The sequence below is a fragment of the Roseovarius sp. genome (genome assembly GCF_965228755.1).
Lineage (GTDB): Bacteria > Pseudomonadota > Alphaproteobacteria > Rhodobacterales > Rhodobacteraceae > Roseovarius.
The window spans coordinates 167,524-192,324 of the sequence record NZ_CBDDIG010000008.1; the positions used below are offsets into that span (position 1 = coordinate 167,524).

The 24,801-nt window shown below is 69.0% G+C and carries 26 protein-coding genes; 20 read left to right on the plus strand and 6 right to left on the minus strand.

The window, feature by feature from the left end:
• Positions 1-51 precede the first annotated feature (51 nt).
• From ACO07J_RS14600 to ACO07J_RS14625, 6 genes are all read left to right on the plus strand, one after another.
• Positions 52-903 carry an FAD binding domain-containing protein gene (locus ACO07J_RS14600; protein ID WP_422030228.1) on the plus strand — a complete coding sequence of 284 codons (852 nt, stop codon included), beginning with the start codon at positions 52-54 and terminating at the stop codon, positions 901-903.
• Positions 900-3,593, plus strand: coding sequence for a molybdopterin-dependent oxidoreductase (locus ACO07J_RS14605; protein ID WP_422030230.1), 2,694 nt, complete (start codon positions 900-902; stop codon positions 3,591-3,593). Before ACO07J_RS14600 ends, ACO07J_RS14605 begins: the two co-directional genes overlap by 4 nt.
• The gene (locus ACO07J_RS14610; RefSeq protein WP_422030232.1) at positions 3,590-5,047 is read left to right on the plus strand and encodes a 6-hydroxynicotinate reductase; all 1,458 of its coding nucleotides are present in this window, start codon (positions 3,590-3,592) and stop codon (positions 5,045-5,047) included. The genes ACO07J_RS14605 and ACO07J_RS14610 overlap by 4 nt, the downstream gene beginning before the upstream one ends.
• Positions 5,047-5,889, plus strand: coding sequence for a UPF0280 family protein (locus ACO07J_RS14615; protein WP_422030234.1), 843 nt, complete (start codon positions 5,047-5,049; stop codon positions 5,887-5,889). Before ACO07J_RS14610 ends, ACO07J_RS14615 begins: the two co-directional genes overlap by 1 nt.
• Positions 5,882-6,463, plus strand: a complete 582-nt coding sequence (locus tag ACO07J_RS14620; protein WP_422030236.1) for an amino acid synthesis family protein — start codon at positions 5,882-5,884, stop codon at positions 6,461-6,463. The genes ACO07J_RS14615 and ACO07J_RS14620 overlap by 8 nt, the downstream gene beginning before the upstream one ends.
• 189 nt (positions 6,464-6,652) lie before the next feature.
• Positions 6,653-8,437 carry an ABC transporter ATP-binding protein gene (locus tag ACO07J_RS14625; protein WP_422030238.1) on the plus strand — a complete coding sequence of 595 codons (1,785 nt, stop codon included), beginning with the start codon at positions 6,653-6,655 and terminating at the stop codon, positions 8,435-8,437.
• A gap of 4 nt (positions 8,438-8,441) precedes the next feature.
• On the opposite strand, the gene ACO07J_RS14630 is transcribed toward ACO07J_RS14625, so the two are convergent.
• Positions 8,442-8,768 carry an AzlD domain-containing protein gene (locus ACO07J_RS14630; RefSeq protein WP_422030240.1) on the minus strand — a complete coding sequence of 109 codons (327 nt, stop codon included), beginning with the start codon at positions 8,766-8,768 and terminating at the stop codon, positions 8,442-8,444.
• Positions 8,765-9,478: an AzlC family ABC transporter permease gene (locus tag ACO07J_RS14635; protein ID WP_422030242.1), complete on the minus strand. Its 714-nt coding sequence runs from the start codon at positions 9,476-9,478 to the stop codon at positions 8,765-8,767. Before ACO07J_RS14635 ends, ACO07J_RS14630 begins: the two co-directional genes overlap by 4 nt.
• A gap of 54 nt (positions 9,479-9,532) precedes the next feature.
• On the opposite strand from ACO07J_RS14635, the gene fdhD reads away from it, so the two are divergent.
• The 4 genes from fdhD to glp are packed head-to-tail and all read left to right on the plus strand — an operon-like array spanning position 9,533 to position 13,609.
• Positions 9,533-10,423, plus strand: a complete 891-nt coding sequence (gene fdhD / locus ACO07J_RS14640; RefSeq protein WP_422030244.1) for a formate dehydrogenase accessory sulfurtransferase FdhD — start codon at positions 9,533-9,535, stop codon at positions 10,421-10,423.
• The gene (mobA, locus tag ACO07J_RS14645; protein ID WP_422030246.1) at positions 10,420-11,022 is read left to right on the plus strand and encodes a molybdenum cofactor guanylyltransferase MobA; all 603 of its coding nucleotides are present in this window, start codon (positions 10,420-10,422) and stop codon (positions 11,020-11,022) included. The genes fdhD and mobA overlap by 4 nt, the downstream gene beginning before the upstream one ends.
• Positions 11,019-11,510: a molybdopterin-guanine dinucleotide biosynthesis protein B gene (gene mobB / locus ACO07J_RS14650; RefSeq protein ID WP_422030248.1), complete on the plus strand. Its 492-nt coding sequence runs from the start codon at positions 11,019-11,021 to the stop codon at positions 11,508-11,510. The genes mobA and mobB overlap by 4 nt, the downstream gene beginning before the upstream one ends.
• The gene (gene glp, locus ACO07J_RS14655; protein ID WP_422030250.1) at positions 11,507-13,609 is read left to right on the plus strand and encodes a gephyrin-like molybdotransferase Glp; all 2,103 of its coding nucleotides are present in this window, start codon (positions 11,507-11,509) and stop codon (positions 13,607-13,609) included. Before mobB ends, glp begins: the two co-directional genes overlap by 4 nt.
• Here the strand turns inward: glp and ACO07J_RS14660 are convergent.
• Positions 13,606-14,877 (minus strand): RsmB/NOP family class I SAM-dependent RNA methyltransferase, encoded by a 1,272-nt coding sequence (locus tag ACO07J_RS14660; RefSeq protein ID WP_422030252.1) that lies wholly within the window; start codon positions 14,875-14,877, stop codon positions 13,606-13,608. The two genes, glp and ACO07J_RS14660, sit on opposite strands and share 4 nt — an antisense overlap.
• A 69-nt stretch (positions 14,878-14,946) precedes the next feature.
• On the opposite strand from ACO07J_RS14660, the gene ACO07J_RS14665 reads away from it, so the two are divergent.
• Positions 14,947-15,123, plus strand: coding sequence for a DUF1674 domain-containing protein (locus tag ACO07J_RS14665; RefSeq protein ID WP_422030253.1), 177 nt, complete (start codon positions 14,947-14,949; stop codon positions 15,121-15,123).
• A 6-nt stretch (positions 15,124-15,129) separates the two neighbouring features.
• On the opposite strand, the gene ACO07J_RS14670 is transcribed toward ACO07J_RS14665, so the two are convergent.
• On the minus strand, positions 15,130-15,483 hold the full coding sequence (locus ACO07J_RS14670; protein WP_422030255.1) for a dihydrodipicolinate reductase: 354 nt from the start codon (positions 15,481-15,483) through the stop codon (positions 15,130-15,132).
• 57 nt (positions 15,484-15,540) lie between these two features.
• Complete coding sequence (dapB, locus tag ACO07J_RS14675) at positions 15,541-16,359, minus strand: 4-hydroxy-tetrahydrodipicolinate reductase (RefSeq protein ID WP_422030257.1); 819 nt, start codon at positions 16,357-16,359, stop codon at positions 15,541-15,543.
• Between the two features lie 87 nt (positions 16,360-16,446).
• Between dapB and rbfA the strand changes: the two genes are divergently transcribed.
• The 4 genes from rbfA to ACO07J_RS14695 all read left to right on the plus strand — a co-directional run bounded on the left by rbfA (position 16,447) and on the right by ACO07J_RS14695 (position 19,127).
• On the plus strand, positions 16,447-16,842 hold the full coding sequence (gene rbfA / locus ACO07J_RS14680) for a 30S ribosome-binding factor RbfA (protein ID WP_422030259.1): 396 nt from the start codon (positions 16,447-16,449) through the stop codon (positions 16,840-16,842).
• Positions 16,843-16,847: 5 nt separating this feature from the next.
• Entirely contained in the window at positions 16,848-17,582 is a 735-nt protein-coding gene (locus tag ACO07J_RS14685) for a phosphodiester glycosidase family protein (protein WP_422030261.1), read from the plus strand.
• A 61-nt stretch (positions 17,583-17,643) separates the two neighbouring features.
• Positions 17,644-18,564, plus strand: a complete 921-nt coding sequence (truB, locus tag ACO07J_RS14690) for a tRNA pseudouridine(55) synthase TruB (protein WP_422030263.1) — start codon at positions 17,644-17,646, stop codon at positions 18,562-18,564.
• Between the two features lie 2 nt (positions 18,565-18,566).
• On the plus strand, positions 18,567-19,127 hold the full coding sequence (locus tag ACO07J_RS14695) for a DUF1643 domain-containing protein (protein WP_422030265.1): 561 nt from the start codon (positions 18,567-18,569) through the stop codon (positions 19,125-19,127).
• 71 nt (positions 19,128-19,198) lie between these two features.
• Here the strand turns inward: ACO07J_RS14695 and ACO07J_RS14700 are convergent, their stop codons facing one another.
• Positions 19,199-20,449 carry a glycerate kinase type-2 family protein gene (locus tag ACO07J_RS14700; protein ID WP_422030267.1) on the minus strand — a complete coding sequence of 417 codons (1,251 nt, stop codon included), beginning with the start codon at positions 20,447-20,449 and terminating at the stop codon, positions 19,199-19,201.
• Positions 20,450-20,700: 251 nt separating this feature from the next.
• Here ACO07J_RS14700 and crcB point away from each other — a divergent pair, with 251 nt between their 5' ends.
• From crcB to ACO07J_RS14725, 5 genes are all read left to right on the plus strand, one after another.
• Positions 20,701-21,081: a fluoride efflux transporter CrcB gene (gene crcB / locus ACO07J_RS14705; protein ID WP_422030269.1), complete on the plus strand. Its 381-nt coding sequence runs from the start codon at positions 20,701-20,703 to the stop codon at positions 21,079-21,081.
• Entirely contained in the window at positions 21,078-22,121 is a 1,044-nt protein-coding gene (locus ACO07J_RS14710; RefSeq protein WP_422030271.1) for an RluA family pseudouridine synthase, read from the plus strand. The genes crcB and ACO07J_RS14710 overlap by 4 nt, the downstream gene beginning before the upstream one ends.
• Positions 22,118-22,801 (plus strand): HAD-IA family hydrolase, encoded by a 684-nt coding sequence (locus ACO07J_RS14715; RefSeq protein ID WP_422030273.1) that lies wholly within the window; start codon positions 22,118-22,120, stop codon positions 22,799-22,801. The genes ACO07J_RS14710 and ACO07J_RS14715 overlap by 4 nt, the downstream gene beginning before the upstream one ends.
• Complete coding sequence (locus ACO07J_RS14720; protein ID WP_422030275.1) at positions 22,798-23,511, plus strand: ATP12 family chaperone protein; 714 nt, start codon at positions 22,798-22,800, stop codon at positions 23,509-23,511. The genes ACO07J_RS14715 and ACO07J_RS14720 overlap by 4 nt, the downstream gene beginning before the upstream one ends.
• 203 nt (positions 23,512-23,714) lie before the next feature.
• On the plus strand, positions 23,715-24,734 hold the full coding sequence (locus tag ACO07J_RS14725) for an amino acid ABC transporter substrate-binding protein (protein WP_422030277.1): 1,020 nt from the start codon (positions 23,715-23,717) through the stop codon (positions 24,732-24,734).
• Positions 24,735-24,801: the final 67 nt, after the last annotated feature.

Here is a 24,801-nt window from a genome sequence, read left to right on the forward strand (position 1 = left end):
TATCGCGGGTGCCGCACCATCCCCGCCAGCAAGATGAACGGGGAGAGACACGTGGCCGCCTATCACCGGCCCGACACGCTACAGGGCGCGCTGGACGTGCTGGCGGAAAGGCCGGTCACGATCGCCGCGGGCTGTACCGACCTGTTTCCGGCCACGCAGGGGCGCACACTGAGCGGGCCGGTGCTGGATATCACCGGGATCGCCGAGTTGCGCGGTATCACGTGCGAGGAGGGCGCATACCGGATCGGCGCCGCGACGAGCTGGACCGACGTGATCCGGGCCGAGTTGCCGCCGGCGTTCGACATGCTGAAACAGGCAGCACGCGAGGTGGGGTCGGTCCAGATCCAGAATTCCGGCACGGTTGCCGGGAATATCTGCAACGCCTCGCCGGCCGCCGACGGGATGCCCTGTCTGATGGCGCTGGATGCGCAGGTGGAGGTCGCCTCGGCCCGTGGCACGCGCACGCTCCCGCTTTCACACTTTGTTAACGGTCCGCGCCGAACGGCGCTGGAGGCGGGGGAGATGGTGACCGCGATTACCATTCCGGAGGAGGCCACCAAGGGCACTTCCCGCTTCTTCAAGCTGGGGGCGCGGAAATACCTGGTGATCTCGATCGCCATGGTCGCGGTGCGGCTGGATATCGAGGGCGGAACCGTCCAAGGTGCCGCCCTCTCGGTCGGCGCCTGTAGCGCCGTCGCCACCCGCCTTCGCGACCTCGAAGCCACTCTCGCCGGCCAGCCCGCCGAGGCGCTCGCCGACCGGATAACCGACGCCGCCGTCGCCGCCGCCCTGTCGCCCATCGACGATATCCGCGCCGATGGCCCCTATCGCACCCATGCCGCCGCCGAACTGCTGCGCCGGGCCGTGGATGACCTCACCCAACCCGCACAGGCCGCCGCATGAACCGCGCCACCGCCACCATATCTCTCACCGTCAACGGCGACCCCGTCACGCTGCCCGCCGACCCGTCCCGCCGCCTCTCCGAGGTGCTGCGCGAGGGGCTTGGGCTGCGCGGCACGAAGGTGGGCTGCGACGCGGGGGATTGCGGGGCCTGCACGGTGCTGCTGGACGGTGCGCCGGTCTGCGCCTGCCTGACGCCGCTGGCGCAGGCGGGCGGGCGCGAGGTGCAGACGGTGGAGGGGTTGCAGGTCACCGCGTTGCAGGCGGCGTTCCTCCGCCATGGCGCCGCTCAATGCGGCATCTGCACGCCGGGGATGCTGATGACCGCGACGGCGTTCCTGCAGGAGCGGCCGGAGCCGATCCGGGCGGAGGCCGAGGAGGCGCTGGGCGGGGTGCTGTGCCGGTGTACGGGGTATGCCAAGATCATCGACGCCGTGCTTGACGCGGCCCCCGGATCGCCCGCGCAAATGCCCGAGGCGGGCAAGGCGGTGGGCGCGCGGGTCGAGCGGCTGGACGGCGGGCCGAAGGTGGCGGGGACGGAGATCTACGGCGCCGATGCCTGCCCGGAGCATACGCTGCTGGTGCGGGCGGTGCGGGCGCCCAAGGCCCCGGCGCGGTTCACCCTTGGCGATATCGAGACCTGGCGGGCGGCGCAGCCCGGCGAGGTGCAGGTGTTCACGGCCGAGGACATCCCCGGCGCCAATATCTTCGGCACCATCCCGCCCTTCGCCGACCAGCCCGCGCTGGCCGAGGACCGTGTGCGCCTGCGGGGCGAGGCGGTGGCCATCGTGGCGGGCGAGGCGGGGGTGATCGAGGCGCTGGACCTCTCCACCTTCCCGATCACCTGGCAGGAGGCCGACGCCGGCGCCTTGGTGCATGACAACCGCCCCGACAACCTGCTGATCGCCGGCGTGGTCCGGCGTGGCGATGCCGAGGCGGCGCTGGCCGGGGCCGTTCACGTGGCCGAGGCGCAGGCCGAGACGCCCTATATCGAGCACGCCTATATCGAACCCGAGGCGGGCGTTGCATGGCCGGAAGGCGACACGCTGGTTATCCAGGCCTGCACCCAGGCGCCGGTGATGGACCGCGACGATACGGCCCGCATCCTGGGCCTCGACCCGCAGCAGGTGCGGATCATCCCGGCGGCGGCGGGGGGCGGGTTCGGGTCGAAGCTGGACCTGTCGTTGCAACCGCTGATCGGGCTGGTCGCACTGAAGACGGGGCGGCCGGCGCGGATGATCTATACCCGCGCGGAATCGATGGCCTCGACCACCAAGCGGCACCCGGCGAAGATGAGCGGGCGGGCCGGGGTGGATGCCGAGGGGCGGATCACCGGGCTGATCTTCGACGGCGATTTCAATACGGGAGCGTATGCAAGCTGGGGGCCGACGGTGGCGGGGCGGGTGCCGGTCCATGCTTCCGGCCCCTATTACACGCCCAACTATGCCGCCGAGGCGCGGGCGATCCATTCCTACCAGCCGATTTCCGGCGCGTTCCGCGGCTTCGGCGTGCCACAGGCGGCGATCCTGCAGGAGGCGCTTTACGACGACCTCGCCATGAAGGCCGGGATGGACCGGCTGGCGTTCCGCCGGTTGAACGCGTTGCGGGATGGGCAGTCGACGGTGTGCGGACAGGTGCTGCACGGTGTCGGTATCGCGGCCTGCCTCGATGCGCTGAAGGCCCCGTGGGAGGCGGCGCTGGCCAGTGCCGACAAGGCCAATGCGGAAGGCGGCCGGTTCCGGCATGGTGTCGGGGTTGCGTCGTGCTGGTACGGGTGCGGGAATACCGGGTTGCCCAACCCCTCGACCATCCGGGTTGGGATCACCGCGAAGGGCGAGCTTATCCTGCACCAGGGCGCCACGGATATCGGGCAGGGCTCGAACACCGTCATCACCCAGATCTGCGCCGATGCGCTGGGCCTGCCGGTGGGGCAGTTCCGGCTGATCGGGCCGGATACCGGGGTGACGCCGGATTGCGGCAAGACCTCCGCCTCGCGCCAGACCTACGTGACCGGCAAGGCGGCGCTGTTGGCGGGGCAGGCGTTGCGGGCCCGCATCCTGGCGCTGAGCAACATGGGCGAGGATGCGCGGATTGCGTTGGAGGGCGACACGCTTACCGTCACCGACGACCGGGGCGAGCGGCATGTGGCGCTGGGGGATCTGGATGCTGACGGGCATGGCTATGTCCTCGCCGCCGAGGAGACCTACGACCCGCCCACCAGCCCGCTGGACGAGAACGGGCAGGGCAGCCCCTATGCCGTCTACGGCTTCGGGGCGCAGATGGCGGAGCTGACGGTCGACATGCAGCTCGGCACGGTGAAGGTTACCCGCATCACCGCTGCCCATGACCTTGGGCGTGTCATCAACCCGCTGTTGGCCGAGGGGCAGGTGGAGGGTGGCGTGGCGCAGGGCCTCGGCCTCGCGCTGATGGAGGAATACATCCCCGGCCGCACCGAGAACCTGCATGACTACCTGATCCCCACCACCGGCGACATGCCGGAGGTGAAATCCATCTTCGTCGAGGTGCCCGACCCGGAAGGGCCGATGGGGCTGAAGGGGCTGGGCGAGCACGTGCTGATCCCGACGGCGCCCGCCATCCTCAACGCCATCCGCCATGCCACGGGGGCGCGGGTCACGAAACTGCCCGCCCTGCCGCACCGGGTGCTGGCCGCGATCCGCGAGGCGCGTGGATGACCGAGAAGCGCCGGGAGACCCAGGAGAAGATCCGCTGCGATGCCTGCCCCGTGATGTGCTACATCGCCGAGGGCAAGGTCGGCGCCTGTGACCGCTATGCCAACGAGGACGGGCGGATCGTGCGTTGCGATCCGATCACCATACTGCACCGTAGGGTCGAGCAGGGCGGCGAGATCCGCCCCTTCCTTGCGACCGAGTGGGACGGGCAGGTTCTGGCGGGGGACGACGTATTCGTCTCGGGCGTGGGCTCGGGCACGACCTATCCGGATTACAAGCCCGCGCCGTTCATCGTCAGCCGCGAGGTCGAGGGCGCCGATTTCATCACCGTGGTGACCGAGGCGATCTTTTCCTATTGCGGGGTGAAGGTGAAGATCGACACCGACCGGCACCTGGGCCACGAGGCCGCCATCGTGCGGGCCGAGGGCGAGGCGATCGGGCATGTCACCACGTCGGAATACGGCTCGCAGATGCTGTCGCTGGGCGGGGTCGAACACCTGACGGGGGGCAGCAAGGCGGAGGGGCGCGTGACCTGCGATGCGCTGCTGCGGCTCTGCAATCGCGAGGCGGTGGAACTGACCATCGACGGGGGCGCGACGGTCGAGGTGCAGGCGGGGCAGCCGCCGGTGGTCGATGGCCACCGGGAGGAGCGGATGCGGGTCGGCTGTGGTTCGGCCACGATCGGGATGTTCGCGTCGCAATGGCAGGGGCTGGTCGACGAGGTGGTGGTGGTCGACGATCATATCACCGGCGTGGTCAGCGAGCACCAGGCGGGCAAGGTGCTGGGCTGGCCCGATACCGGCATTCGCATCAAGGGCCGGCGGTCGACGCCGGGGCGGTATTTCCAGGTGGCGCAGCCGGGGCGCGGCTGGGGCGGGACGGATATCGAGGACCCGCTGACCATCCTGAACCCGTGGCTGGAGAAGAAGGGCGCGCGGCCGGGGCTGACGCTGTTGATGGTGTCCACCACGGGCGAGCAGTACGGGTATTACGTGCTGGACGACGATCTCGAACCGCAGGCGGCGCCGTTGCCGGAGGCGCTTCGGCCCTCGGTCGACCTGATCGCCGAGAATTGCGAACCGGCGCTGTGCACGGTGATGTTCCAGGCGGGGGCGGGTGGATCGCTGCGGTCGGGGGTGACGAAGAACCCGGTGCAGTTGACCCGTTCCGTGCAGGCGTTGAAGACGCATGTCACCTGTGGCGGCGCGCCGGTCTATGTCTGGCCGGGCGGGGGGATCACGCTGATGGTGGACGTCACGAAGATGCCCGACGGCTCGTTCGGTTACGTGCCCACCCCGGCGCTGGTGGCGCCGCTGGAATTCACGCTGGAGCGCGAGCATTACCGCGCGCTGGGCGGGCATGACGCGCAGGTGCGCAGCGTGGCCGACGTGCTGGCGACGGGCGGCGAATACGGCGCGGCGTTCCGGGCGGTGGGCGATACGCGGGGGCGGGGCTGATGTCCGGCGCGCAGATCACCTTCCTGCCGGACGAGCGGCGGCTGCACCTGCATCACGGGCCGATCGACATGATCGCCGACGTGACCGGGCCGGGGAGGGAATCGGCGCTGGAGCGCGCGGCGAAACGGTTCGAGACGTTGCTGGAGGAGCTGGCCGCCGAACTGCCGCGGCTGCGGTCGCGCTGGGGCCAGATGCCGGAGGGGGAGACCGCCCGCCGCATGGTGCAGGCGACCTTTCCCTTCGCCTCGATGTTCATCACGCCGATGGCGGCGGTGGCGGGCGCGGGGGCGGAGACCATCCTGGCCGCCATTTGTGACGGGGACGGGGTGGACAAGGCCTATGTCAACAATGGCGGCGACGTGGCCTTTTACTTGGCTAAAGGCCAGCAGATGCAGGCGGCCGTGGCCTCGCCCACCGGCGGCTCGATCAATATCCGGCGGCGCGACCCGATCCGGGGGATCGCCACCTCGGGGCGTGGCGGGCGGAGCTATTCGCTGGGGATTGCCGACAGTGTCACGGTGCTGGCGCGTTCCGCCGCGCTGGCGGATGCGGCGGCGACGCTGCTGGCCAACGCGGTCGACCTGCCGGGGCATCCGGCGGTGACCCGCGCGCCGGCCAGCGAGTTGTCGCCCGACAGCGACCTGGGTGATACGCCGGTCACCACCGACGTGGGGCCACTGACCGACAGCGAGATCACCGCGGCCCTTGCCGCCGGTGCCGCGCTGGCCGATACCTTCCATGCCCGTGGCCTGATCCAGGGCGCGCTGCTCAGCCTCAGCGGCGTCGTGCGCGGGCTCGGGCCACAATTGCTTCCACATATGAAAGACACTGCCCATGCCTGACTTCACCCTGCGCAAGACCGCGCTGTTCGTCGAGGACATCCACAACGACGGCGGCCCGGCGCCGGACCAGCCGCGCCGCCGCGCCGCCATCGCGACGCTGGTCGCCAACCCCTTCGCGGGCGGCTACACCGCCGAGCTGCAGCCGGCGATGGAGGACCTCAAGCCGCTGGGCCTGATGATGACCGAACGGCTGATCGAGGCGATGGGCGGCCTTGAGGGGATCGACGGCTATGGCAAGGCCGCCATGGCGGGTGAGGGCGGAGAGCTGGAGCATACCGCGCTGTGGCACGTGCCGGGCGGCTATGCCATGCGCGCGCGGCTGGGCGAGGCGAAGGCGATCGTGCCCTCGGCGATGAAACAGGGCGGGCCGGGCACGCGGATCGACGTGCCGCTGGGCCATATCAACGCGGCTTACGTGCGCAGCCATTTCGACGCGATGGAGGTGGGCCTGCCCGACGGGCCGCGGGCGGGGGAGCTGCTGTTCATCCTCGCCATGTCGCGCGGCGGGCGCGTGCATGACCGGATGGGCGGGCTGACAGTGGCCGAGGTGAAGGGCGAGGACGGGTTGCGCTGATTGGGGGCCAGCCCATTTCCCGGGGCTTCGCCCGTTCACAGGCTTCCCGGGATATTGTAGCCAAGAAGAAGCTTGAAGCGTCATGGGCTTCTTCTTGGCTCAAATACTCCCGCCGGAGGCATGAAATCTTGGGCTGACCTTTCCGCCGGAACCCACTATAGGCGGGCCGAACCACATTGAAGGCCGTGCATGACCGACAAAGCCAAGACCAAGCGCCAGCCGATGTTCTCGCCCCAGGACCGGGTGAACCTGCGCTGGCTCTGGCGGACCTATCTCAGGCAGCGCGCGCCGTGGCTGGTGCTGGTGCTGGTGATGATCCTGTTCCAGGGGCTGGTCTACCAGCAGTTCCTGTCGATGACCGAGAGCGGCCTTCGGGTGATCTTCGAGAGCGGCGAGGTCGGCCGGCTGGTGATGGTCTGTGTCGGCGTGTTCTTCCTGTTCACCGTGCGCGGGCTGATGTCCTACCTCGTGCCGCTGGTGACGGTGCGGCTGTCGAACGATGCGGTCTACGAGATGCGACGCGACCTGATCGGGCACATGATGTCGCTCGACCTGGCCTATTTCGAACGGACCAAATCGGGCGAGATCATTCACCGGCTGGTCTCGCAGACGCAGCAGCTTGGCTTGTTCTTCGGCCTGGCCACGGCAGGGGCCGTGCGGGACGCGGTGACCGTGGTGATCGTGTCGGGCTACCTGATCTGGAAGAACCCGATCCTGTTCACCACCGCCGTGGTGGTGTTGCCCTTCATCATCTGGGTGATGAATTTCGTGTCGGACCGGGTGAAGGTGGCGCAAGGGCAGGCCCAGCATGCGCTGGCCGATTACATGAACGGGATCGAGGAGACGGTGAACGGCATGCGCACCGTCAAGATCTCCAGCCAGGAGCAGGTCGAGGCCGGGCGGCTGATGAAGGGCACGGGCGCGATCCGCGATCTGATGAAACGGGTGCAGATCACGCAGGCGCTGGTGATGCCGTCGATCGACCTGAGCTCGGCCTTCGTCTACGTGCTGGTGATCGGCGGCGGCGGCTACATGGTGCTGTCGCCCGATTTCGACGTCGATGGCGCCGGGATCATCACCTTCCTGCTGGGCATGGTCATGGTGTTCGACCCGGCGCGCCTGCTGGCGCAGTATTTCGGGACGCTGCAATCGAACCTCGTGCTGCTCGACCGGGTGCGGAACCTCTATGACGAGAAGCCCGGCATCAACGATGCCGAGGGCGCCGTGACCGAGTTCGACACCGGCGGGGATATCGTGCTGGATGACGTGACCTTCTCCTATTCCGACGATCAGCCGCTGTTCGAGGGGCTCGACATGACGTTCCGGGGCGGGCAGGTCTCGGCCATCGTTGGCGCGACCGGGTCGGGCAAGACGACGATCCTGTCGCTGCTGTCGCGGCTTTACGACGTGAAGGGCGGGCAGATCCGGATCGGCGGGCAGCCCATCGAAACCCTGAAAGTGGCCAGCCTGCGCGGGGCGTTCTCGGTCGTGGCGCAGGATATCGTGATCTTCAACAACTCGATCTGGGAGAATATCCGCTACGTGAACCCCGAGGCCAGCGACGAGGATGTCTGGCGCGCCGCCGAGGATGCCGAGATCGCCGAGCTGATCCGCCGCCGGGGCGATGCGCCGGTGGGGCCGAAGGGGGCGCAGCTTTCGGGCGGGCAGAAACAGCGGATCGCCATCGCCCGCGCCTTCCTGCGCGACGCGCCGATCCTGCTTCTGGACGAGGCGACCAGCGCGCTCGACCAGGCGACGGAGGAGCGGATCAAGTCGGCGCTGGCGCGGCTGACCAAGGGCAAGACGACGATCGTGGTGGCGCACCGCCTGTCGTCGGTGGCCGATGCCGACCGGATCTTCGTGCTGGAGGCCGGGCGGCTGGTGGAACAGGGCCGCCACGACGAGCTGCTGGAGGGCGACGGGCTTTACTCGCAGCTCTACCGGGCGCAGAAGAAGGGCTATGACGGGCGGTAGCCCGTCAGCCGGCGAAATAGAGCCCGAGATAGAGCGCCGCCGCGCCGGCCGCGATGGTGACCAGCAGGTTGCGTGTCCAGAGCCCGACGGCGACCGTCACCAGCGCCGCCGCCAGCCGGGGCGCATCGGTCTGCCCGTCGGTGGCCGGCGGCCAGACCACCAGCGGGGCCACGAGGCCCGGCAGCACGGCGACGGCGGTATAGCGCAGGTGCCGCAGCACCCATGCCGGCAGGGTCCGGTCGCCGATCAGGCCGATGAAGAAGAAGCGGAAGAAATAGCTGCCGACGCCAAGCGCGGCGATCACGATCCAGATGGTTGCCGTGTCGATCATGCTGCAGCCTCCACCGAGGTGCGCCGTTCGACCTCGGCGCCTGCCATCATCCCGGCGATGCCCGCGACCAGCAGCCCGAGGTTGTAGGGCAGGAAGGCCAGGCACAGGGCGACGGTGATCGAGACCATCGCCGCCGCCACGTGCGCCCGCGTGCGCAACGCCGGTGCGATCAGCGCGATGAAGGTGATCGGCATGGCGAAATCGAGTGCCAGCCATTCGGGCACCGAACTGCCGATCAGCGCGCCTGCCAGCGTGGCGAGGTACCAGAACGGGCAGACCGGGGCGATGGTGCCGAAGAAATAGGCCATGCGCTGGCGTACGGTCCATTGCGGCTCCGCCTCGTATTTCACCGCGGCGAGGCCATAGCTCTGGTCGACGAGGAAATAGGCGGCACAGGCGCGCTGCCACAGCGGGGCCGGGCCGATATAGGGGGCCAGCGAGGCGGAATACATCGCCATCCGCAGGTTCACCGCCAGCGCCGAGATGATCACGATGATGGTGGGGGCGTTGTCGGTCATCAGCTGCAGGGCCGTGAGCTGGGCCGCGCCGGCGATGACGAGGATGGAAAACGTCATCGTTTCCAGAAGGTTGAGCCCGGCCTCGGTGGCCACCACCCCGAAGAGCAGGCCGAACGGGCCCACCACCAATATGAACGGGGAGGCGTCGCGCACGCCCTGCCGGAAGGTTGATTTCGTGGTTTCCGTCGGCACCTGAAAATCCTAGATTGCCCTCGATACGCTTGCCCTATCGCCAAGCGGGAGGAGTTGCAATTGCCCGTAACCGACGATCTTCCGGCCTACATCATCGCGCCCGACCCGGGCGCGCCGCGATTGACCCGCAAGGTGGAGGGGGTCGACCATGACGGCCAGCCCGCCGAGATTGCCGTGGTCGAGGAGCGGCCGCTGACGATCTTTCTCAACGGGCAGGAGATCGTGACAGCGATGACGATCGGGGATTATCCCGAGTACCTGGCGCTGGGGTTCCTGCGGAACCAGGGGATGCTGGGGGCCGACGAGACGGTGACGGGCGTCGATTTCGACGAGGATCTCGAAACGGTTGTCGTGCGGACTGATGGCCAGACGAATTACGAGGAAAAGCTGAAGAAGAAGACGCGCACCAGCGGCTGTGCCGTGGGCACCGTCTTTGGCGACATGATGGAGGGGCTGGAGCAGGTGCGCCTGCCGGACCTGAAGGTGAAGACCTCCGACCTCTACCGGCTCGCCTCTGTGATCAACCGGACGCCGTCGCTGTATCTCGAGGCCGGGGCCATTCACGGCACGGTGCTGTGCCGGGGCGGAGAGCCGCTGGTCTACATGGAGGATGTCGGGCGGCACAACGCGGTCGACAAGATCGCGGGCTGGATGTTCTCGGAAGGGGTGAGGGCCGAGGACAAGCTGCTTTACACCACCGGGCGGCTGACCTCGGAGATGGTGATCAAGACGGCGCTGATGGGCATTCCGGCGCTGGCCTCGCGCTCGGGCTTTACCGCGTGGGGGGTTGAGATCGCCCGCGAAGTGGGGCTGACGCTGGTGGGCCGGATGCGGGGGCGGCGGTTCGTGTGTCTGGCCGGGGAAGAGCGGCTGGTGCGGGATGTCGACCCGGGCAGCGTGCCGGAGGAGGACAGGAAGCACCGGCGAAAGAGTGCGGGCGCATGAGGCAGCCGTTGGGCGTGATACTGGCCGGGGGCAAGGCGACCCGGATGGGCGGGGGCGACAAGGGGCTCTTGCCGCTGGGGGAGGGCACGATCCTCGACCAGGTGATGGCCCGGCTGGCTCCGCAGGTGGCGGGGATGGCGTTGAATGCCAATGGCGATGCGGCGCGGTTCGCGGCGCTGGGGATGCCGGTGCTGGCCGACAGTATCGAGGGTCATCCCGGCCCGCTGGCCGGGGTTCTGGCCGGGCTCGACTGGGCCGCCGGGCAGGGGGCGGAGAGCATCGTCACCGTGGCCGCCGATACGCCGTTTTTCCCGTGTGATCTGGTGCCGCGTCTGCAACTGGCGGCGGAGGGCATGGCGCAGCCGCTGGCGCTGGCCGCGACGCCGGACGGGCGGCAGCCGACCTTTGGCCTGTGGCCCGTGGCGCTGCGCGATGACCTGCGGGCGGCGTTGCAGGAGGGGCTGCGCAAGGTGGTGATGTGGACCGACCGGCATGGCGGGCGCGAGGCGCTGTTCGACGAGGCGGGCGAGCCGTTCTTCAACGTCAACACGCCCGAGGATCTTGGAAAAGCGCAGGCGATGGTGGGGGGCAGAGCATGAGGCTGTACGGCGTGGTCGGCTGGAAGAACGCGGGCAAGACCGGGCTGATGGAGCGGCTGGTGTCGGAGATCACCGGGCGGGGGATCAGCGTTTCGACGGTCAAGCACGCGCATCACACGTTCGACGTGGACCATCCCGGCAAGGACAGCCATCGGCACCGGGTGGCCGGGGCAAGGGAGGTGCTGCTGGCCTCGCGCAAGCGCATTGCCCTGATGCACGAGCTGCGCGAGGAGGAGGAGCCGACGCTGGAGGTGCTGTTGCAGCGGCTGGGGCCGGTCGACCTGGTGCTGGTCGAGGGGTACAAGCGCGACGCACACCCCAAGATCGAGGCGCACCGGGCCGAGACGGGCAACCCGCTGATCGCCACCGATGACCCGACGGTGCGGGCGGTGGCCTCGGACACGCCGCTGGAGCTGGATCGGCCGGTGTTCGATCTGGACGACACCAAGGCGATTGCCGATTTCATCCTGCGCGAGGTTGGCCTGTGAGCCAGTTCGACACGGTCGCCATGGTCGATTGGTCAGGCGGCAACGACACCGGGGCGCGGCCGCGCAAGGATGCGATCTGGTTGGGGGTGACGCGGGACGGGGTGGACGCGGCGCCGGTCTACATTCGCAACCGTATGGAGGCGGAGCGGATCGTTGCCGGGCTGATCGAGCAGGAGCTTGCGGAGGGGCGGCGGCTGTTCGTGGGGTTCGACTTTCCCTTCGGCTTTCCGGCGGGGTTCGCCGAGGGGTTGACGGGGCGGGCCGATCCGTTTGCCGTGTGGGACTGGCTGGAAGAGCGGATCGAGGACGGGCCGAGGGCGAATAACCGGTTTGACCTTGCCGCGGAGATCAACGCGCGGTTTCCCGGGACCGGCCCGTTCTGGTTCAACGGATTGAAGCGCGACATTCCCGGCCTGCCGCGGAAGGACAGCCGGGAGGGGCATGGCCTGCCCGAGCGGCGCGTGGCGGAGGAACGCACGCCGGGGGCGTTCACCTGCTGGCAGCTGGGCGGCGCCGGCGCCGTGGGCGGGCAGGTGCTGACCGGGTTGCCGGTGCTGAACCGGCTGCGGCGGCGGTTTGCGGGGGAAGTGGCGGTCTGGCCGTTCGAGGCTTCGGACAGGCCGGTGGCCTTCGTGGAGATCTGGCCCGGACTGATCAACCCGGCCGTCAAGCGGGCCGAGGCGGCGGGTGGTATCCGGGATGCCCACCAGGTGCGGCTGCTGGCGCGGGCGGTGGCGGGTTTGCACCCGGAGGAGCGCGATGCCATGCTGACCATCGACGCGCCGGAAGAGGGCTGGATCATGGGACTGGACCACGAAGACAAGCTGAACCGCGCGGCGGGCGGGACGCTGAAACCGCCGCCGCTGCGCGACGATTGCTTTGCCCTGCCGGCGGGGGTGGCCTGGACACCGGTGGACGAGGCGCTGGCGCTGCTGCGCGACCGATTGCAGCCGGTGGTTGGGATCACGCGGCAGGGGCTGGGCGAGGCGCGCGGCCGGGTGCTGGCCGAGCCGGTGGTGGCGCGGCGGGCCAACCCGCCGCAGGCGAATACGGCGGTCGATGGGTACGGGTTTGCCCATGCGTCGCTGGGCGAGGGCGACCAGGTGTTGCCGCTGGTCGAGGGGCGGGCCGCTGCGGGCAAGCCGTTTCCGGGCGTGGTGCCGGAGGGGTCTGCCGTGCGGGTGTTGACCGGTGCGGCTCTGCCCGAGGGGGTCGATACGGTGATCCTGCAGGAAGACGTGCGGGTGGGCGAGGGCGAGATTGCCTTTCGCGGCGGGCTGAAGCCGCGGGCGAACACGCGGAAGGCGGGGGAGGATGTGGCGGAAGGCGACACGATCCTGACGCCGGGCCGGGTGCTGACGCCGGCTGATCTGGCGCTTTGCGCGGCGGTGGGGGTGGCGGCGTTGGCCACATATGAGCCGCTGACGGTGGCGGTGATTTCGACCGGGGATGAGCTGGTGGAAGCCGGCGGAAAGGCCGGCGAGGGGCAGATATACGATGCCAACCGACCGATGCTGACCGCGCTGGTGGAGGAGTTCGGGTATCGCGCGGTCGATCTGGGCCGGGTGCCGGACGATCGCGCCGCGCTGCGAAAGGCGCTGGACCGGGGGGCGGCGGAGGCGGACGTGATCCTGACCTCGGGCGGCGCGTCGTCGGGAGACGAGGACCATGTCTCGGCCCTGCTGAACGAGGCGGGCGCGATGGCGGAATGGCGGATCGCGCTGAAGCCGGGCCGGCCACTGGCGCTGGGCGTCTGGGGCGGCACGCCGGTCTTCGGCCTGCCGGGAAACCCGGTGGCGGCGATGGTCTGCACGCTGGTTTTCGCGCGGCCCGCGATGGCGCTGATGGCCGGGCAGGGCTGGGTCGAGCCGCAGGGGTTCGAGGTGCCGGCGGGGTTTTCGAAAGCGAAGAAACCGGGGCGGCGGGAATACCTGCGGGCGCGCATGCGCGACGGGCGGGCGGAGGTGTTCAAATCCGAAGGTTCGGGCCGGATCAGCGGGCTGAGTTGGGCCGAGGGCTTGGTGGAACTGCCCGACGGCGCCGCGCAGATCGAGCTTGGCGATCCGGTGCGCTACATCCCGTTCGGCAGCTTCCGCTAGGGTTTGCGCAGGACCGCGATGTAGAACCCGTCCATCCCGCCAAGCTCGGGCCAGTAATCGGGGCGCAGGCGCAGGCCGCCTTCCTCGGTGATCCATTTCGGGTCGATGCCGGGGTGGTCGAGCGCGGCGCGGTCGACGGCCAGGCCATCGTGGCGCTGGAGGGCCTCTTCGACCTGGCACTCGCCCTCGTCGGGGAGGAGGGAGCAGGTGCAGAAGACCAGCCGCCCGCCGGGTTTCAGGAGGGTCAAGGCGTGGTCGATCATCCGGGCCTGAAGGCCGATGAGTTCGCCGAATTCGGAGCCGTCCTTGGCGAAGGGCAGGTCGGGGTGGCGGCGGATGGTGCCGGTGGCGGAGCAGGGGGCGTCGAGCAGGATGGCGTCGTAGGGCTCGGCCTGATGTTCCAGCGCATCGCCGGTGATGAGCGCGGCGGTCAGGCCGGTGCGGTCGAGGTTTTCCTGCACGCGAGCCATGCGGCGTTCGGAGATGTCGAGCGCGGTGACCTCGGCGCCCGTGGCGGCCAGTTGCAGCGTCTTGCCGCCCGGCGCGGCGCAGAGATCGAGCACCCGCTCGCCTTGCTGCGCGGCGAGGAGTTTGGCCGGCAGGGCGGCGGCGGCGTCCTGAACCCACCAGTCGCCCCGCTCGTAGCCTTCGAGGCGCGAGACCTGGCCGGCGTTCTCGATCCGGACGGAGCCGGAGGGCAGCACGGTGCCGCCGAGCTTCTGCGCGACTTTGGAGGCGTCGCCCTTGACCGTCAAATCCAACGGCGCGCCCGCGAAATGCGCCTTTTCCATCGCATTGACCGCGCCCTTGCCCCAGGCCTGCACCAGCGGATCGCGGAGCCAGCCCGGCAGGCGCGGGATGCGCAGATCGTTCCAGCGGCGCACGTCTTCCTCCGCCACCTTGCGCAGCACCGCGTTGATCAGCCCGCGATAGTTGCCGCGCCCCTTGGGCGGAGGCGCCAGCGCGACCAGCTCGTTCACCACGCCATGCGCATCGCCGCCGAGGCACAGCTCGACCGTGCCCAGCCGCAGGATGTTCTTGATGCCGAGCGGAAGGCGTTTGCGCAGGTGCCGGTCGAGGATGCGGTCGGCCCGTTCCAGCCCGCGCAGGGTTTGCGTGGCCAAACGCTGGGCCGCTGCCCGATCCTGTACTTCCAGGCGCTGGAACGCGCGGCGCTCGGTCAGGTCCGACATGAGCTGACCCTCGCCCGTGATCTCGTCAAGCAGGCTGACCGCGGCGGCGCGGGGGGAGCTGGGTTTCGGTGACATCGGGGCGGTCCTTGGCCTTTGCACAGGCGGGGGCTATATCAGGGGGGCCAAGTCGAAGGAAGCCAAACCATGGATCCCGAGAAGAAAGACCTGCCCCCCGAAGCGCTGCGTGCGCTGGCCGAGGCCGAGGAGCGGCGGAGGAAGGCCGGGGAGCTGGACCTGCCCAAGGAGCTGGGCGGCCGCAAGGGGCCGGAGCCGGTACGTTACGGCGATTGGGAGAAGAAGGGGCTGGCGATCGACTTCTGACCCGGCTCAGCGCAGGGTCAGGTCGGCGTATTCCCCCGTGCCCTGATCGGAGATGAAGCGCACCGTCTGGCCCTGCACCTTGACCGCCTGGCAATTTGGGCCGAGGTTCTTCGACCCCCAGTAGAGGTCTCGGCAGAAATAGCCCGATTGCCAGCGCCATGCGCCGCTGACGTCGCGCCCGAAGGCGCGGCCGTCGATCCGGCCGTCGGGGGTGACGGTGAGGCTGATCCCGAGGCGCGTCAGCTGGCGGTTCTGCATCAGCGAGACGAAGCTGTCGCGGCTGGTGACCGGCTTGAAGCTTTCGGCAAGGGCCGGGGTGGTCAGGAAAAGGGCGGAAACTAGGGCAATCATACGCTGCATTGGCTCGGGTCCATTGTTGCAATGTACCCGGTGTTACGCAGCGTCCGCCCGTCCGGATCAGTTTTCGCGCAGGCCCAGCACGTCGAGCATGTCGTATTCGCCCGGTTTCCGGCCCTGACCCCAAAGCGCGGCCTTGAGCGCGCCGCGGGCAAACACCGCCCGGTCGGAGGCGACATGGCGCAGGGTGATCCGCTCGCCCGCCGCGGCGAAGAGCACATCATGCTCGCCCACGATGTCGCCGCCGCGGATGGCGTGAAAGCCGATATGCCCGCGTTCGCGCTTGCCGGTCATGCCGTCGCGGCCCCGGTCGGAGACGGCATCGAGCGACACGCCCCGCCCCTCGGCCGCGGCTTCGCCCAGCATCAGGGCGGTGCCGGAGGGGGCGTCGACCTTCTGGTTGTGGTGCGACTCGATCACCTCGATGTCGAAATCCTCGTCGAGCGCGGCGGCGACCTGCTTGGTCAGTTGGACCAGGAGGTTCACACCGAGGCTCATGTTGCCGGCCCGGATGATGGTGGCGTGGCGGGCGGCGGGTTTGAGCTTGGCGAGGTCGTCGTCGGTCAGGCCGGTGGTGCCGATCACGTGGACGCAGCGCGCCTGTGCCGCCAGACCGGCGAACGCGACCGTGGCCGCCGGGGTGGTGAAGTCGATCACCGCGTGGGCCTTGGCGATCACTTCGAGCGGATCGTCGCTGACGGTGACGTCGAGCGGCGCGCCGCCCATGGCGGTGCCCACGTCCTGACCGATCCAGTCATGGCCCTCGCGCTCGATCGCGCCGACCAGCCTGGCACGATCGCTTTCGGCCACGGTGCGGATCAGCATCTGGCCCATCCGCCCCGAGGCGCCTGTCACCACTATGCCCGGCACATCGCTCATCTTCGTTTTCTCCCGCTTGCGTCGATGCCTTCCCTAGCGCACGGATCATCGCTTGGCAAAGCATCCCCGAAGGCTTAGATGCAGGGCATGGCAAAGAACAAGTTTCATGATGGTCCCGGCCCGTCGCAGCGCCAGCTGCGGGTGGGCGAGCTGATCCGGCGGACGCTGTCCGACGTGCTGATGCGCGGCGATATCCATGACCCCGAGCTCAACCGCCTGTCGGTGACCGTCGGCGAGGTGCGCACCTCGCCCGACCTGAAGGTGGCGACCGCCTATGTCCTGCCGCTGGGCGGCGAGGGGCAGGAGGACGTGATCGGCCTGCTGGCGCGCAACAAGGGCGAGCTTCGGCGGATCATCGGCAAGAAGCTCGAGCTGAAATACGCGCCCGACCTGCGGTTCCGCATCGACGAGACCTTTGACAAGATGGATGAAACCCGCCGGTTGTTCGAACAGGACAACGTGCGCCGCGACGTCGAAGGGTAGGCAGAATGCGCTGGCTGTTCGCGCTGTTCATGATGGCGTCGCCCGCCGCCGCGCTCGATTGCGGGAGTGTCGAGCATGGCGGGCATGATTACACGGTTTGCCGGTTCGATGCCTCCAAGGCCGACCTGCGGCTGTTCCTCAACGATCCCGGCAGCGGCAAGCCGCTGGGCAGTTTCCGCAATGTCGAGAATTTGCTGGCGGACGAGGGGCTGCGCCTCGAATTCGCGATGAACGCCGGGATGTACCACCAGGACAGAAGCCCGGTGGGCCATTACGTCGAGAAGGGGGACGAGGCGCGTGGCGTCATCACCTCGGACGGGCCGGGGAATTTCGGGCTTCTGCCCAACGGGGTCTTCTGTATCGGCGACGGCTGGGCCGACGTGGTGGAGACCCGCCGGTTCCAGGCGGACCCGCCGGCCTGTATCTATGCCACGCAGTCGGGGCCGATGCTGGTGATCGACGGGGAGCTGCATCCGAAATTCCTGGAAGAGAGCGACAGCACCTATATCCGCAACGGGGTGGGCGTGTCGGGGGACGGCAAGACCGTCTGGTTCGCCATTTCGGAGGACGCGGTCAACTTCCACAGCTTCGGCTCGCTTTTCCGCGACAAGCTGGGCACGCCGCAGGCGCTGTATTTCGACGGCAACATCTCGCGCCTCTACGTGCCGGGGCTGAAGCGGCATGATGGCGGGTTCCCGATGGGGCCGATCGTGGGCGTGGTGGCACCGGCCGGCAATTGACGCCGGGCGCGGGCCTTGGTAGCTCGCGTGTCTCAATCGGACGCAACGGGGCGCAGGGCGCATGGCACGCAAACGCAAGGGTCGCGACATTTCCGGCTGGCTGGTGGTCGACAAGCCCGCGGGCATGACCTCGACCGCCGTGGTCAACAAGGTGCGCTGGGCGCTGCAGGCGAAGAAGGCGGGCCATGCCGGCACGCTGGACCCGGCGGCGACCGGGGTATTGGCCGTGGCGCTGGGCGAGGCGACCAAGACGGTGCCGTATATCACCGACGCGCTGAAGGCCTACGAGTTTTCCGTGCGCCTCGGGCAAGCCACCAATACCGATGACGAGGAGGGCGAGGTGATCGCCACCTCCGACACGCGCCCCGACGACGAGGCCATCAAGGCGGCGTTGGGCGCCTTCATCGGCGAGATCATGCAGGTGCCGCCGAAATACTCCGCCGTGAAGATCGACGGCCAGCGCGCCTACAAGCTGGCGCGCGAGGGCGAGGAGGTGGAGATCGAGGCCCGCCCGCTCTGGGTCGAGGAGCTGGTGATGACCGACCGGCCCGATGCCGATCACGTGACGCTGGAAATGGTCTGCGGCAAGGGCGGTTACGTGCGCGCCATCGCCCGTGACCTGGGCGAGGCCTTGGGGTGTTACGGGCATGTCGCCTGGCTGCGCCGCATCTGGTCGGGGCCGTTCGAGGCCGAGGAAGGGATCAGCCTCGAGGAGATCGACAGGCTGGCCCATACGCCCGAGCTTGACGCGCGGCTGCGGCCGCTGGAGGACGGGCTGGAGGGGCTTCCGCAGGTGAGTTGTACCGAGGAGGGCGCCGTGCGCCTGCGCAACGGCAACCCCGGCATGGTGATCGCGCGTGACGTGGAATACGGCGATGAATGCTGGGCCGCGCACAAGGGGCGGGCCGTGGCGGTGGGCCGGTTCAAGGGGGGCGAGCTGCACCCCTCGCGCGTGTTCAACACCGGGCCGCTGGAGGGGTAGCCATGGCCGAGGCACCCCACGACCCCGGCGGCAAGGTCCGCCTTCGGCTGCCGGACGGAGTGATCGGCGGGGCGACGTTTTCGGACTGCGGCCGCTATCGGCAGGCGCTGACGCGGGACTGGACGCCGGAAGGGGCGGCGCCGCGCACGGTGCTGTTCATCGGCATGAACCCCTCGGTCGCCGATGCCGCGGCGTCGGATCCGACCTGCCACCGCGAACTGATGTTCGCGCAGGACTGGGGGTTCACGCGTTACCTGAAAGGCAATGTGCTCGACTGGCGGGCGACCTCGCCCAAGGATATCCCGGCCGATCCGGCGCTGGCCTGCAGCCCGGCGAACATCCCAGCGCTGGTGGAGATGGCGGGCGAGTCGGACCTCGTGGTGATGGCCTATGGCAAGCTGCACAAGCGGTTCGCGGGGCTGGTGGCCGAGATGATCGCGGAGGTGGCGGCGACGGGGCGGCCGGTCAAGTGCCTGGGGCTGAACCTGGACGGGTCGGCGAAGCATCCGCTTTACCTGCGGAAGGATACGCCGCTGAGGGACTTTCCGCTGCCGGGTACGTGAGGCAGGCGTCGGATTGGGGGCCAGCCCCCAAGCCCCCGGGATACTTTTGGCCAGAAGAAACCTGGGGCCCTTCAACGGGGCGGTTCGATAAGGATCGCGCGGAAGTCGTTCACGTTGGTGAGCGTGGGGCCGGTGACGACCTGATCGCCGATATTGTCGAAGAAGCTGTGGGCATCGTTGCGGTCCAGCGCGTCGGCGGCGTCGGGGCCCTTGGTGAGCGTGTCGGGGCCGATCACGGCGCCCGCGACCTCGGCCGCGCCATCGACGCCGTCTGTGTCGCAGGCGATGGCGTGGATGCCCGGCGCGCCATCGAGCGCGAGGGCGAGGGCGAGGGCGTATTCGGCGTTGGGCCCGCCGACGCCGTCGCCGCGGCGGGTGACGGTGAGTTCGCCGCCGGAAAGCAGGAGGAGCGGGGCGGCGTTCTTGGACCGCTTCACCTGCGCGCCGAGGGCCTGGCGGGCGTGATCGGCGGCGACGTCGCGGGCCTCGCCTTCCAGGGCGTCTCCGAGGATTTCCACCTCGCAGCCTTCGGCGCGGGCCAACTCGGCTGCCGCGTCGAGTGATTGCGATGGTGCTGCGTAGATCACGTTTTCCACGCGGGAGAGGCGGTCGTCGTCGGGCGCGAGCGGGTTGCCGCCCTGTTCGAGATAGGCGGTGATCGAGGCGGGCGGCGTGACGTTCCAGCGGGCGAGCGTGTCGAGGGCGCGCCGGGCGTCGCCGGTATCGCCCACGGTCGGGCCGCTGGCGATATCGGCGGAATTGTCGCCGGGTACGTCGGAGATCATCAGCGCCAGCATCCGGGCGGGGTAGGCAGCGGCGGCGAGCTTGCCGCCCTTCACGTCGGAAATCTGCTTGCGGATGCCATTGATGTCGCCGATGGGCGCGCCGCTGGCCAGCAGCGCTTCGGTCAGCTGGCGTTTCTCGTCCAGCGTGATGCCGCCGGCGGGGGCGTTGAGCAGGGCCGAGCCGCCGCCGGAGATGAGGGCCAGCACGGTATCGCCCTCGCCCAGCCCGGAGAGCATGTCGAGCATCCGGCGCGTGGCACGGGTACCGGCCTCGTCGGGGACCGGGTGGGCGGCCTCGACGATCTCGATCCCCTTGCAGGGGCGGGCATAGCCGTAGCGGGTGATGACCAGCCCCTCGCAGGGGCCGTAGACCGCCTCGACCGCCTCGGCCATCCGGGCGCTGGCCTTGCCGGCGCCGACCACCACCAGCCGCCCTTCGGGCTTCGGCGGCAGGCAGGCGGCGAGGCTTTGCATCGGGTCGGCCACCTCGACCGCCCGGTCGAACAGGCGGCGCAGGAAGGGGAGGGGGTCTTGCATCGGCGGGGTCTCCTCGGGCTTGCGTTGGCGCACCCTAACGTGGCGGCGGTGGCGCTAACAGTGCAAAGCCGACAGGATGGGGGCCCGTGTCGTCAAAACGGTCTCGGCAAAAAGGGGGCGCTGCCCCCTCGGCCTGCGGCCTCACCCCCGGAGTATTTCCGGAACGGTGAAATGGCAGGGGGCGCACCCCGGCCGGCGTTGGGGCCTCCGCCAGCTTGACAATTGCAGGGTGGCAAGCGACAGACGCGGCCATGATGACGACCCTTCTGCACGTGGCCCTGGGCGGCGCGATCGGCGCCTCCGCCCGCTACCTGACCTCGGTGGCGGCGATGCGGCTGATCGGGCCTGGGTTTCCGTGGGCGACGCTGTTCGTGAACGTGGCGGGGTCTTTCCTGATGGGGGTGATCGTGGTGCTGCTGGCGCGCGAGGGCGGGACGAAGGCGGCCGGGCCGTTCCTGATGACCGGGCTGCTGGGCGGGTTCACCACGTTTTCGGCCTTCTCGCTGGATGCGCTGGCGCTCTACGAGCGCGGGCAGGTGGCGCTGGCCGGGGCCTATGTGCTGGGGTCGGTGATCCTGTCGCTGGCGGCGATCGTGCTGGGCATGGCGCTGATGCGGGCGGTGTGGGCATGAGCGGCGTGCAGACCCTGAGCGTGGTCGAAGGCGATGCCGGGCAGCGGTTGGATCGCTGGCTGAGGCGGCAGTTTCCGCACGTGCCGCAAGGGCGGATCGAGAAGATGTGCCGCAAGGGCGAACTGCGCGTCGATGGCGGGCGGGTCAAGGCCTCGACCCGGCTGGAGGCGGGGCAGCAGGTGCGCATTCCGCCGCTGCCGGAGCCGGGGGAGGCGCGGGTCGCCGAGAAACCGGCGGTGTCCGATGCGGATGCGAAGATGATCCGCGCGGCGGTGATCTATCGCGACGATCACGTGATCGCGCTGAACAAGCCGCCGGGCCTGCCGGTGCAGGGGGGCAGCAAGCTGACCCGGCATGTCGACGGGATGGCCGAGGCGCTGCGTTTCGGGCTGGAGGAGAAGCCGCGGCTGGTGCACCGGCTGGACAAGGACACGTCGGGGGTGCTGATCATGGCGCGGACCCGGGCCGTGGCCGCCAGCCTGACGGAGGCGTTTCGGCATCGGGATACGCGCAAGATCTACTGGGCCGCCATTGCCGGCGTGCCGACGCCGCGGGCCGGGACGATCAAGTTCGGGCTGGTGAAGGCGCCGGGCCACGGCAAGGGGGGCGAGGGGGAGAAGATGCTCTGCCTGCACCCTGGCGAGGTGGAGCGGACGGAAGGCGCCAAGCATGCCACGACCGATTACATCGTGATCGAGCCCGCCGGCACGCGCACCGCGTGGGTCGGGCTTGTGCCGGTGACGGGGCGGACGCACCAGCTCAGGGCGCATATGGCCGAGCTGGGCCATCCGATCGTGGGTGACGGCAAGTATGGCGGCTCGGGGCAGGAGAACCTGGGCGATGGCTGGGGCGCGCAGCTGGGCGGGGAGGTGAGCCGCAAGCTGCACCTGCATGCCCGGTCGCTGACTCTGAGCCACCCGGTGACGGGGGCGCGGCTGCACCTGACGGCGCCCTTGCCGGAGCATATGGCCAGGACCTGGGAGATGTTCCAGTGGCAGCCCTCCGACGCGCCCGAGGATCCGTTCGAGGAGATCGTATGACGACCGCGCTGAAACTGGTGATCTTCGATGTCGATGGCACACTGGTCGACAGCCAGGGGGATATCGTGGCGGCGATGGCGCATGCCTTCGACCGGGCCGGGCACCCGGCGCCGGCGCGCGAGGCGACGCTGGGGATCGTGGGCCTGTCGCTCGATGCGGCGTTCCCGCGGCTGGCGCCGGAGCTGCCGGCCGAGATGCATGGCGCGATGGTCGAGTGGTACAAGGAGGCCTATGTCGAGTTGCGCAGCCGCGCCGGGGCGGCGGCGTCTTCGCCGCTTTACCCGTATGCGTTGGAGACGCTGACCGCGCTGCACGCGCAGCCCGAGACGCTTCTGGGCGTGGCGACGGGCAAGTCGCGCCGGGGGCTCGACAAGCTGTTCGAGGCGCATGACCTGGGCCGGTTCTTCGTGACCTCTCAGGTGGCCGATCATCACCCGTCGAAGCCGCATCCGGCGATGTTACGGGCTGCGCTGGCGGAAACCGGGGTGGAGGCGCATGACGCGGTGATGATCGGCGATACAACATATGACCGCGACATGGCGCTGGCGGCAGGCGTGCCGTTCATCGGCGTGTCCTGGGGCTATCACGACGCGGACGACCTGACCGGGGCGGCGGCGATCCTGCGGGATTTCCGCGAGTTGCCCGAGGTTCTGACCACCATCCGGGAGGCGGCGGCATGAGCGAATGGAAGGCCAAGCGGTTCTGGAAGGAGGCGCAGGTTGTCGAGGCGGATGGCGGCTTTGCCGTCGAGCTGGATGGCCGGCCGGTGCGGACGCCGCTGAAATCGGCGATGAGCCTGCCGTCGCGCGCCATGGCCGAGGCGGTGGCGGCGGAATGGGATGCGCAGGAGGGCGAGATCCGCCCGCTGAGCATGCCGGTCACCCGCGCCGCCAATGCCGCCATCGACAAGGTGACGGTGCAGCGCGAGGAGGTGGCCGAGATGCTGGCCGCCTATGGCGACAGCGACCTGCTGTGCTATCGCGCCGACAGCCCGCAGGAGCTGGTGGCGCGGCAGGCCGAGGCGTGGGACCCGCTTCTGGACTGGGCCGACGCCACCTTCGGCGCGCGGCTGATCCCGGTGCAGGGGGTCATGCATGCGCCGCAGAATCCGAACGCCCTGGAGCGCCTGGCGGAGCCGGTGCGCGCGATGGAGCCGTTCCGCCTGACCGCGTTTCACGACCTCGTGGCGATCTCCGGCTCGCTGGTTCTCGGCCTTGCGGCGATCCGCGGGGAGAGGGAGATCGGCGAGCTCTGGCGCCTGTCGCGGGTCGATGAAACCTGGCAGGAAGAGCAATGGGGCGTCGACGAGGAGGCCCGGGCGCAGGCAGCGGTGAAAGAAAGTGATTTCTACGCCGCCAAGCGGTTTCATGATCTTGCGCAACAGGCATAGGTCAACGCAACCCGTTGGGTGACGCACCGGAAACCTCATGATTTCCCCATCGTTTTTCGTGATCCGGGGCTTGACGTACGTCGATGAATCCACACAAACTTGCGGGCACTGACGGGGACTCTCCCCAAATACAGTATCGCTCCGGCCTCCGAGGGGCCGTTTAAACCGTTCTGGATAGAGCGGACAATCAGGAAGAGGTAAAAATGAAAAAATCCGTATTTCTAGGTGCGCTGACTGTCGCCGGCCTTGCTGCTGGCGCTGCTGCTGCCGGCACGTTGGATGACGTAAAGGCACGCGGTACGCTGAACTGCGGCGTAACCACCGGCCTCGTCGGTTTTGCGGCACCGGACGCCAACGGCGTCTGGGAAGGGTTCGACGTCGGCGTGTGCCGTGCCGTCGCTGCGGCGGTTCTCGGGGATTCGACGGCTGTCGAATTCGTGCCGACCACCGGCAAGACGCGCTTTACCGCGCTGGCTTCGGGCGAGATCGACATGCTGGCCCGGAACACGACCTGGACCTTCTCGCGCGATGTCGACCTGAAGTTCGAATTCACCGGCGTGAACTACTATGACGGCCAGGGCTTCATGGTGCCCTCCTCGCTGGGCGTCAGCTCGGCCAAGGAACTCGACGGCGCCACGGTCTGCATCCAGACCGGCACCACCACCGAGCTCAACCTGGCGGATTACTTCCGCTCGAACAACATGAACTACGAGCCGGTGCCGATTGAAACCAACGCGGAAGCGCAGCAGCAGTACCTTGCCGGCGCGTGCGACGTCTACACCACCGACCGTTCGGGTCTCGCGGCCACCCGTGCCGCGTTCGAGAACCCGGGCGACCACACCATCCTGCCCGAGACGATCTCGAAAGAGCCGCTCGGCCCGCTGGTGCGTCATGGCGACCACGAGTGGGGCGACGTTGTTCGCTGGACCCTGAACGCGCTGATCGTGGCCGAGGAAATGGGCGTTACCAGCGCCAACATTTCGGACATGGCCAGCACGGCGGGCGACAACCCGGAGATCAACCGTCTGCTCGGCACCGAGGGTAACCTCGGCGAGATGCTGGGCCTCGAGGCCGACTGGGCCGTGAAGGCCATCTCGGCCGGCGGCAACTATGGCGAGCTGTTCGAGCGCCACATCGGCGAGAGCACCCCGATCGGGCTGGCCCGCGGGCTGAACGCCCAGTGGAAAGACGGCGGCCTGCTCTACGCACCGCCCTTCCGCTAAGACAGACCTTTGAAAGGGCGCGGATCACTCCGCGCCCTTTCATCACTTTCCTACGGGATAAGAACAT